7 protein-coding genes and 1 pseudogene are annotated in these 10,262 nt (G+C 62.8%); 4 read left to right on the top strand and 4 right to left on the bottom strand.

The features are described from left to right. The 3 genes and pseudogenes from WCB02_RS41480 to WCB02_RS41470 form a co-directional block, all read right to left on the bottom strand. Positions 1-1,307 (bottom strand): HAD-IC family P-type ATPase (locus tag WCB02_RS41480; protein ID WP_423968691.1); only part of this gene is annotated, 1,307 nt, incomplete at its 3' end. A gap of 429 nt (positions 1,308-1,736) precedes the next feature. Next, positions 1,737-2,297, bottom strand: coding sequence for a cytochrome P460 family protein (locus tag WCB02_RS41475; protein WP_423968689.1), 561 nt, complete (start codon positions 2,295-2,297; stop codon positions 1,737-1,739). Positions 2,298-2,411: 114 nt separating this feature from the next. Further along, a pseudogene (locus tag WCB02_RS41470) lies at positions 2,412-2,654 on the bottom strand (VOC family protein); the annotation flags it as partial. A gap of 1,332 nt (positions 2,655-3,986) precedes the next feature. On the opposite strand from WCB02_RS41470, the gene WCB02_RS41465 reads away from it, so the two are divergent. Continuing rightward, positions 3,987-5,300: an Hsp70 family protein gene (locus tag WCB02_RS41465; protein WP_423968687.1), complete on the top strand. Its 1,314-nt coding sequence runs from the start codon at positions 3,987-3,989 to the stop codon at positions 5,298-5,300. 440 nt (positions 5,301-5,740) lie between these two features. On the opposite strand, the gene WCB02_RS41460 is transcribed toward WCB02_RS41465, so the two are convergent. Next, positions 5,741-6,769: a DUF4336 domain-containing protein gene (locus WCB02_RS41460; protein ID WP_423968685.1), complete on the bottom strand. Its 1,029-nt coding sequence runs from the start codon at positions 6,767-6,769 to the stop codon at positions 5,741-5,743. Positions 6,770-6,865: 96 nt separating this feature from the next. Between WCB02_RS41460 and WCB02_RS41455 the strand changes: the two genes are divergently transcribed. The 3 genes from WCB02_RS41455 to thrC all read left to right on the top strand — a co-directional run. Then, positions 6,866-7,063: a DUF3311 domain-containing protein gene (locus WCB02_RS41455; RefSeq protein WP_423968682.1), complete on the top strand. Its 198-nt coding sequence runs from the start codon at positions 6,866-6,868 to the stop codon at positions 7,061-7,063. Then, the gene (locus tag WCB02_RS41450; RefSeq protein ID WP_423968679.1) at positions 7,060-8,526 is read left to right on the top strand and encodes a sodium:solute symporter family protein; all 1,467 of its coding nucleotides are present in this window, start codon (positions 7,060-7,062) and stop codon (positions 8,524-8,526) included. The genes WCB02_RS41455 and WCB02_RS41450 overlap by 4 nt, the downstream gene beginning before the upstream one ends. A gap of 713 nt (positions 8,527-9,239) precedes the next feature. Next, positions 9,240-10,262: threonine synthase (gene thrC / locus WCB02_RS41445; protein ID WP_423968676.1), on the top strand; the 1,023-nt coding region annotated here is incomplete at its 3' end.

Here is a 10,262-nt window from a genome sequence, read left to right as displayed (position 1 = left end):
AGCGTATCCCGGTCACGGCCGGATGCGACAGCCAGCACGCGATGGCCGCCGGCGGCCAGCCGCGCGCTCGCTGTCGCTACATCGCAGGGATCGGGAACCAGCGAAGCGACCGCGCGCGGCGCGCCCTTGACCACGCAGAGCATTCCGAACGAGTCCTCGTATCGCGCCAGCGAATAGCGCGTGGCCGGTTCGAAGGGGACGAATTCAACGCGCCGCCGCTGACCGGCAGGGAGGCCGCGCGCTTCGGCTGCCGCCAGAATGGCCAGATCAATGGGGTCTTGAGTAGCAGGATCGCAGGCGAGCGCTGCCATGCGCAGAACTTCGTTCTCCGAGACCGAGGTGAAAGGAGTGATGGCGGCGAGCGAAAGCCGGTTCTCGGTAATCGTGCCGGTCTTGTCGGTACACAGCACGTCCATTCCGGCCGCTTCTTCGATCGCCGACAACCGGGTCACGAGCACGCCGTTGCGCACGAGTTCGGTCGATCCGAGCCCGGTCGCCAACGTGAACGTCGCCGGCAGCGCGACGGGAACGGACGCGACCAGCAGAATCAATGCGAAGGGGATCACCTCCGTGAATGGCAATCCGGCCCAGGTCGCATAAACAAGCAACACGCAGATCAGCACGGCATCGATGATGATGAGCGTCTTGACGATCGAAAAGATGGTCGTCTGCAGGTGGCTCGCCGACTTCGCGGTCCTGACCAGCTCCGCCGTCTTGCCGAAATAAGTGTGCAGGCCTGTCGCCACGACCTCGCCCGTCGCTTCTCCGCGCCTGACGACGGCGGCAGCATAGGCCAGCGCGCCGGCGCCGACGTCCACCGCGACGGACTCCCCGGTCAGAGCGGACTGGTCGAGAAGCACGTCGCCGTTGACGATCCGAATGTCGGCCGGCGAAAGATCGCCCGTCCGCAGATGGACGCAATCCCCGGCAACCAGGCCGGCGGCGGGCACCGACTGCCAGCAGCCGTCCCGCAGCACGCGCGCGCGGGTCGATAGCCGGCTGCGCAGCAGCGTCACCGCCTTGCTCGCGCGGCCTTCCTCGACAAAGCTGACGAGGGCATTGAATGCCAGCAGCGCGCCAACGATTGCGGCTTCGCCCCGCTTGTCCAAGACGATCTGGAGCACGATGGTCGCTTCAAGCATCCAGGGGACCGGTTCCCAGAACTTCTGCAACAAGGCCAGGATCGGATTCGGCCGCCGTTCCGGTATTTCGTTCGCGCCATATCGTTCGAGACGGCGTTGCGCCTCGGAGCTTGTCAAGCCCGCGGGCGCCTTCGGCGTCGACGCGCTCTGGGTCGGCTGATCCATGCTCATACTGCAGCATCTCTGATGATGCGATCAGCGTCCGGTGCACGATCGTTGCGAAGCGATGGCGGTTCCAGCGACTTGAACGAGGGCGTCTTGAGGCACGGGTTCGAGATGCACCGGCCACGATCATAGTCGCGGCCATTGCATTTGGCGATACCGGTTGGCGTCAATGACCGGCGACCTCGACCGAATCGCGTCACGCTGGCGACTCATCGCAACCGCGCGCGGCTGGGCATGACGCTCGCCTTGGCCTGATCGCTGCCGCCGTGCAGGGGTGATTGCAGGATCGTCAAGTCAACCATGCCGCTAGGGAAAGGCCGCTCAGATCGCGTTGCGCCCCGATCGAGGGATCTCGCGCCATGACTGGACCAGGCGTCCGTGACGAAACCAGGTGGCGATGTCAGCTCCACCGACAATCCTGTTCGCCGTTCAGCGGTGCCCGTACTCGGTGAAAACGTAATCTCTGTTCTGCACGATCGTGTGGCATGCGAACCCGCATCTGGCATCGTTGGCTTGCGGCGGCTCGTCATCCGGAGTGCCGGGCCTGAACGTGTCGGAAGCGGCGTCGTATTCGAACTCCGCATATCCCCATCCGCCGCTGTCGGCGAACCTCTTGCTGTCCTTCACCATGAAATCAACGTCATGCTGCGCCCCCGGCACCATGGGTTGACCTGGGTAGGCTTCCTGTTTTTTCGGGATCCAATGGATCTTCGCCATTCTGGCGCCGTCCGGGAAAGGCTTGCCGTTGCCGGGCACGTCCTCCCTGAGCGCGTCGATCATGACGGTGTTCCCCAGGATCACGGCGATCTTGCCTTCGTTCTCGCTGATGGCGATGACCGGCCAGCCTTCGTATCCTCTGAACTCGGCGAAGGCGAGCCCGCCCGGGACTTGCAGGGCGTACTTGTCCGGCGCGGAAACGGCCCTGCTGCCGCCCAGGACGGCGATCACCGCCGCAATGATCGAAGTCGCCGACAATGTAGTTCTCGTCATGACTCTCTCCCGCACTTGGCGTTTGAGAGCTAAAGATCGTTCAATGCTGGTTCTGTCGCGTTCTTGCTGTTCTGAGAAGAGATCGCGCGGCGCAGTCCGGGGATTTGGTGGCCGTCAGCCGCGCCGCGCCGCCTTGATCGCCGCGACGTCGATTTTCTTCATGCCCATCATGGCATTGAATGCGCGCTTTGCTTCATCCCCGCCGGCCGCCAGCGCCTCCATCAGCACGCGCGGCGTGATCTGCCAGGAAACGCCCCACCGGTCCTTGCACCAGCCGCACGCGCTCTCCTAGCCTCCATTGCCGACAACGGCGTGCCAGTAGCGATCGGTCTCCTGCTGGTCCTCGGTGGCGATCTGCTAGCGGAAGTTGTGTTGTGCACACGTTGCCGCACTACTGTGGTTATGGATTCCGGGCCTGCACTCCGACCGTCTGTCGCCGGCCGGAGTGCATCCCGGAATGACGAACGATGGGTCAACTCGCATAGGATCGATTTCATGGAACCGGTCGTCCAGATCGAAAACCGCAGTCGTAAGTCAGTCCTCGAGCATTGAGAGCCGGGGAGAAAATACAAGCGATGTCGTGAGCGCTCGTCGGTAGTATCAAGACGGTATCGACGGCCTCGAGGGACGACGGGTGCGGCAATCGAGCGCGGCCACGGAAATGTCCGCGGTACGTTCGCTTTGTGCCAGCAGTAGAATTCAGTCTTGGTAGAAAGCTCTCGTGCAATCTCAATCCATTCCAATCTGCCGCTTTCACGCAGACTCACTGACTTTTTATTTTCTTCCGGGTTCCACCCGTATTGGGGCTCCAACATCGCGCGGCGCGCGACTTCTGCGTGCTTTATTTTTCACTTCGCGACACTGCGCTGGCTATATTCAACTGTGTGTATTTCAAGTCCTGAATTTGGCGGCGAGTGATCCCGAGCTAATCACCCTTCGGAAAGAGACTTGCGATGCGTGGAGACAATTCCTCGTTGATTTGATATCTCGTCATTGGGCTGATAATTGCCATTATGATAGCTTGGTACGGCTTCGCTCAAAAGCTTGGCGTTGAGTTTAATGAATTGGCGAAATTTTCCGACTACCCCCTGATCAAATGCAACGTCTCAATGCGAGACGGCGAAAAAATCTACCACCTGCCATTTGATCAACAGTACGACCGCGTAACATAACTCCGAGAAATATGCTTATACAATCGCAGAAGCAGAGCGCTCAGGCTTCCGTCGAGCATGGCGTTGGCGTTCAGCCGTCTGAATGTGGGCATTGCCCTCAGTCTGGGCGACATCGCCCTTTGCAAGCCGATCTGGGGCCATATCGCCTTCGCGTCAACGAGCGACATGGACGCCTATTCGATTGTCTCGTCGATGTCGGTCATGCCTGATCTCCGCATCCGACACGATCGCCGATGGCGTATCTCCAATTCTGGTTTGAGCCAGCATCCACAGGACGCAATCGTCGCGCGGGGGGGTGATGACGTTGCCGAGCATCCGCGTTGCCGCGGCGGCGGGTCTTCGCGGCAAATGTCGTGGAGGCAAGTGTCGCGGCGGCAAGTGACTTGGTGGCAAGGGTCTTGGAGGCAAGGGTCTTGGAGGCTAGGGTCTTGGCAGGCCGGCGCAGAGCCGCTAATGGTCCGCGCCCCGCCACGGTCCGGGCTCCGCCCTCCTTTCCAGTCATCCGTCAGAGTGGTTCATGTCGAGCGCCTCGTCCGCCGTCTCGATCGGCATCGATTTCGGCACCAGCAATACGGTTGTCGCGATCGCGACCGGCGACGGCCGGGTCGAGGCCATCCGCTTCGATCATGGCGGACGGCAGCACAGCGTCTATGTGTCGGCGCTGTGCTTCTGGGAAGACCGTCCGGGCGCCGGCGCCCAGGCCGAAGGCGGTCCATGGGCGATCGAGCAGTTTCTCGAGGGGCGCCACGTCCACCGTTTCATCCAGTCGTTCAAGACCTTTGCCGCCAGCGCCAGCTTCACGACCACGCAGGTGTTCCGGCAGCGCTACCGGTTCGAGGACCTGCTCGCCGCGTTCCTGCGCACGCTGGTGCGTCATGGCAGCGACAGCTTCGGCTTCGACGCGCCGACCATCATGGTCGGGCGCCCCGTACGTTTTGCCGGCGGCAATCCCGACGACGCGTTGGCGATGCAGCGCTATCAGGCGGCGTTCGAACGGCTGGGTGCGGCTCACGCGCGCTATGTTTACGAGCCGGTGGGAGCCGCGTTCTCCTTTGCCCGCGGGCTCGATCGTGACGCCACCGTGCTGGTCGCCGATTTCGGCGGCGGCACCAGCGATTTCTCCGTGATGCGTTTCTCGCGGCAAGCCGGCGTGCTGCGCGCGGAACCGCTCGGCCACGCCGGCATCGGCATTGCCGGCGACAGCTTCGATTATCGCATCGTCGACCATGTGGTCGCGCCGCGGTTGGGCAAGGGCAGCCTCTACCGCTCATTCGACAAGGTGCTGCCGATTCCCAACCACTACTATTCCAGCCTGGCGCGCTGGCATCAGCTCGCGATGATGAAGACCAGCGGCGACCTGCGCGAGCTCCGCCAGCTCGCGCGCACCGCCTTGAAGCCGGCTCCACTCGAGGATCTCATCACCATCGTCGATCTCGACCTCGGCTTTACGCTGTATCGCGCGGTGTCCGACGCCAAGGTCGCGCTGTCGGCCCGCGACCGCGTCGACTTCCGCTTCGATGCCGGCGGCATCGACATCCGCGCGGCCATCACGCGGAAGAACTTCGAAGCCTGGATTGCCGACGATATCGCTCGCCTCGCCGCCACCATCGACAAGGTGCTGGACGAGGCCGGCATCACCGCGCGCGAGGTGGAAAAGGTATTTTTGACCGGCGGCACCTCCTTCGTCCCCGCCGTGCAGCGGCTGTTCACCGATCGCTTCGGCGCGGAACGGCTGACCTCGGCCGACCAGTTCGAGTCGATCGCCTACGGGCTCGCTCTGATCGGACACAGCCCCGACCCGGATCGCTGGACGGCGGGGCGGCAGGGGTGAGGGGGCGCGCGTGTCAACGCGCAACCCGGATTGGGGCACGTAAGGGCGGAGTCCCGGCACGGCTCGTAGGATGGGTCGAGGTGCTCCAGGAAAAGCTGGTGCGATCGGCTGGTCCAGCCAGGTAGGTGCAACCCACCGCCTGGAAACGAGTGTTGCGCGAGACCGTCGGCAACGTCGGCCGCGAAGCGTTCACAGTGGTTGCGTGGGGTGTTTGATTGAGCCTCGAAATATCCTTATGCTGGGGCGGCGTCTGTCTCTACTGCCGACCGCGATATGGGTGGCGCCGCTACGCGAGGCGCTACTCACCAAGCCGGGCTCGGAGAGCGCATCACGCGCAAAAGGATCGTATCGGAAAGCCGCGATACAGCAGACTAAAGGGGCCCCAAGGCTTGCAATTTCGATTGTGCTCAACCGCACAGCTCTGGCAAATATCTCCGGTTTCAAAGAACCCAACGAAAGGCTCTCTTGAGCTCGTGCTCGCCGTCGCGATCGTACCAGCGCCCATGAGCGAGGATTATTCGGTCCGGCTTCCATGCGAGCATTTTTGTGACGGCGTTCCTCAGCTCGCCTCGATGGCCGAAAAAGGTTAGCCCCATGTCGATGGGCGCCTTCCCGTCGGGATCCACTACGCCTCCCATCCGCAGCAATATGCGGAACCATCGTGACCGAACGCGGGACAATTCGAAGTTTTCGATGAGATCGGTTAGGAAAAGCGTCCGGCTTGGTCGATGGAAGAAGATGATCTCGGTAAAAATGCTACCAGAAGCTATGAGCTGCTCAATCGTACCTGCCCAGAACGGGGAGGGTGTGTCTTCAAGAGCCCGATGGGGAGGCAGGGTTTTCTTAGCTGTTCGGGCGAGGTCAAGCGGTGCAAAGACGGCGGCTTCTGGGAAGAGCTGGGCCCAGTCGGCAAGCCACCAGTAGTGCAACGTGTTCGGTGCCAACAGGACGCGGACGGGTCCAAGGGTTTTCACCCGCGCGACAAGTCCAGGATCGGGCGCGACCGGAGAATGAAGCCAGAGCCCGCCATCTGGCAGCCGAACTATGATCATGCGAGTGGGAAACGGTACCTTCACCCCAAAGTGGAACCAGATCTCCGAGCCGTCAACAACCCATAGGTCAGCAGCGACGAGCTTTGGGACGTTTAACGGCTCATAGAGGGCCTGCGCGGTCGAGGGCATTGGAAAACTTAACGTCTGGATCGCGCACCCCCACGGTCCACGATCATAGGGAGAACGCTCAGTTCGTGCCAATGGTTTCACGAGCGAACGCGCATGGGCCTTGGCCCGACATCTATATTGTTGTGCAGGTTTTTGGACGCCGGCATGATGAACCCTTCCACGCGCTCTGGCGGCCGGCTTCCAGAAACCTGCACAGAGACCGACCATCGGCACTTCGGTCTTTAGCTGGCCGACGCGGCCGAGACCACCGGGCACCGTATGGAAGAGCGCTGCGATGCTGCGCGTCACGCGAGCCTGCAGTTTGTTCCGTTATCACCCAAATTGATGCGCCCGACCGGGAACTTTCGCGGTGGAGGCAGGTTTTCGTCACAAAGAGTGCTCGTCATGCGCGGCATCCGCTGGCTCGCCGTCGTCCCGTTCCTCGCTCTCATCGTCGGTCCGTTCTTCGTCAACCGAGCGACTCCGCTCGTCTTCGGCCTGCCGTTCCTGCTCGCCTGGATCGTGGCGTGGATATTGCTCAGCTCCCTGATCATGGCTGTGATCTACGCGGTCGATCCGGCCAACCGGGAGGGCGAGCGATGAACGGCGCGCTGCCGTTCATCGCCGCCGCCGCGCTGTTGGCGCTCGCCCTCGGCTTTCTCGCCCGTCGCGGCAAGGACATGAACCTCGAGCAGTGGACGGTGGGCGGACGCGGCTTCGGCGCGGTCTTCGTGTTCCTGCTGCTCGCCGGAGAAATCTACACCACCTTTACCTTCCTCGGCGGCAGCGGCTACGCCTACGGCAAGGGCGCGCCGGCCTACTACATTCTCGCCTACGGCACGCTCGCCTACGTGCTCTCCTATTTCATGCTGCCGCCGATCTGGCGCTATGCCAAGGAGAACCGGCTCTACTCCCAGTCGGACTTCTTCGTTCGCAAGTACGACAGTCCGACGCTCGGCGTCATCGTCGCGCTTGTCGACATCGTGGCGCTGATTCCCTACCTCGTGCTCCAGTTCAAGGGGCTCGGCATCATCGTGGAAATCGCCGGCTATGGCGCGATCTCCTCGACGTTTGCGATCTGGATCGGTGCCGTCATCGTCGCCGCCTACGTGATGGTGTCGGGCGTGCACGGCTCGGCCTGGACCTCGGTCGCCAAGGACACCATGATCCTCGCCATCGTGGTCTTCCTCGGCATCTATCTGCCCTATCATTATTACGGCGGGCTGGTATCGATGTTCGCGGCGATCGAGCAGGCCAAGCCGGGCTTCACCGCGCTTCCGCCGCACGGCGAGAGCCTCTGGTGGTTCTCATCGACGGTGCTACTCACCGCGCTGGGCTTCTACATGTGGCCGCACTCTTTCGGCTCGATCTACACCGCCAGGAGCGCCATGGTGATCCGCAAGAACGCGATCGTGCTGCCGCTCTATCAGCTGATCCTGCTGTTCGTGTTTCTCGTCGGCTTCGCGGCGACCCTGCAGGTTCCCGGGCTCACCGGTTCGAACATCGACCTCGCGTTGTTCAAGCTGTCAGTGAAGACGTTCGATCCCTGGTTCGTCGGCGTGATCGGCGCCACCGGCGTGCTCACCGCGTTGGTGCCCGGCTCGATGATTCTGATGACCGCCGCGACCCTGATCGCCAATAACCTCTACCGGGCCGTCCATCCGTCGGCCGACGATCGGCAGGTATTGCGGCTCGCGAAACTCCTGGTGCCGCTGGTGGCGCTGGTTGCGGTTTTCTTCACCCTGAAGGGCGGGGAGACCATCGTCGCGTTGCTGCTCATGGGCTACAGCCTCGTGACCCAGCTGTTTCCCTCGCTGGTGCTCAGCCTCGGGCAGCGCAACATCGCCACGCGCGAAGGTGCCGCGGCGGGCATCATCGCCGGTGTCGCCACGGTCGCCGCCGTCAGCCTGACCGGTGCGAACTTCCACACGCTGCCGTGGCTGCCGGCCCAGATCCAGGACCTCAACATCGGCATCGTCGCGCTGGCGGTGAATTTCGTCGTGCTGATCGCAGTCAGCCTCGCGATGCGGCTCACCGCGATGCCCTCGCGCGTGGCCGCGGAGTAGATCCAACACTGGCCTCCGGAGTGCTCGACCCTGTTCGGGGCGAAGAGACCGTCGAGCTTGGCCTGCATCTCCATGTTGCGGCGAATCTGCTCTGGGGCTTCGCGCTTATCGCCGTTGGAACCAGCAGCAAGTCTGCCCTCCCGGTCGCGCGTCGGCACGTGATCCTGTGTATCGAAAGCCGGAGACCGTGGGAGCGCTCATTGCGCAGGCGAAGGGGCGTGGACTCCAGCCTCAGCGATAACTCAGCCACGGATTCTGCCGCCAGCATTCATCCGAGAGCCGATGGCGTGTTCAGCCCTTGCACAAGTCTGTAAGGGGCCTATCGCGTCGCTCCAATCACCGGCCGGCCGCTTCTGAGCTACTCCGAGCAACGGACGTTGGCGTTCGCGCTGCTTCGTCGGATAAGCGTCAAGACGCACGGCGAAGTTGTGGAAGGCCTGTGCACATGAGGCTGCGGGTGCATCGGGCACCCGGCATTCCCGCGCGGCCTCTGTTCTCGGAGGGAGCGAATTGTTCAGCACACCCCGGACATCTGCTGCCGCGGGAACATGGAGCTGCGTCAGGAGCCCGGGAAATGGGCAGATCCGGCCCATTGCGGTATTTCCCATTGTGGCGAAAACGCTCTATGGTAACCCCGGCTTTGTCATCGACAATTCCGATCAGCGATGGATATCAAGGGCTTGGGCGACAGACCCAGGCCTTTGGAGGGCGGCTTGACGCGATATATTTCGACCCGAGGCGAGGCGCCGACACTCGGCTTCTGCGACGTGATGCTGACCGGGCTGGCCCGCGACGGCGGCCTTTACGTGCCTGAAACCTGGCCGCAGCTTGCGCCCGCCGCGATCGCCGGTTTTTTCGGCCGGCCTTATTGGGAGGTCGCGGTCGACGTGATCCGGCCCTTCATCGGCGGCGAAATCTCCGATGCCGATCTCGGGGCGATGGCGAATGAGGCCTACGCCACGTTCCGGCATCCCGCGGTGGTGCCGCTCTCGCAGGTCACTCCGCATCAGTTTTTGCTCGAGCTGTTTCACGGCCCGACCCTGGCGTTCAAGGACGTCGCGATGCAGCTGATCTCGCGGCTGATGGATCATGTGCTGGCCAAGCGCGCGCAGCGCACCACCATCGTGGTCGCGACATCAGGCGACACCGGCGGCGCCGCGGTCGATGCCTTCGCCGGGCTGGAAAATGTCGATCTCATCGTGCTGTTTCCGCATGGCCGCATCTCCGAGGTGCAGCGGCGGATGATGACGACGACGGCGGCCGCCAACATTCACGCCCTCGCGGTCGAAGGAAATTTTGACGATTGCCAGGCGATCGTGAAGGCGATGTTCAACCATCACGGTTTTCGCGATGCGGTCGCGCTGTCCGGCGTCAATTCCATCAACTGGGCGCGGATCGTGGCCCAGGTGGTGTATTACTTCACCTCGGCGGTCGCGCTCGGCGCGCCGGCGCGCGCGGTGGATTTCACGGTGCCGACCGGCAATTTCGGCGATATTTTTGCCGGCTATGTCGCCAAGCGCATGGGCCTGCCGATCCGGTTCCTGCGCATCGCCGCCAATGTCAACGACATCCTGCCGCGCACGCTGAAGACCGGCATTTATGAAGTGCGCGAGGTTCACGCCACCGCCTCGCCGTCGATGGACATCCAGGTGTCCTCGAATTTCGAGCGGCTGCTGTTCGAGGCCGGCCGCCGCGATGCCGGGACGGTGCGCCGGCTGATGGCAAGCCTCAAACAG

Source organism: Bradyrhizobium sp., assembly GCF_049581145.1.
GTDB lineage: Bacteria > Pseudomonadota > Alphaproteobacteria > Rhizobiales > Xanthobacteraceae > Bradyrhizobium.
This window is presented reverse-complemented; position numbering and strand designations above follow the sequence as displayed.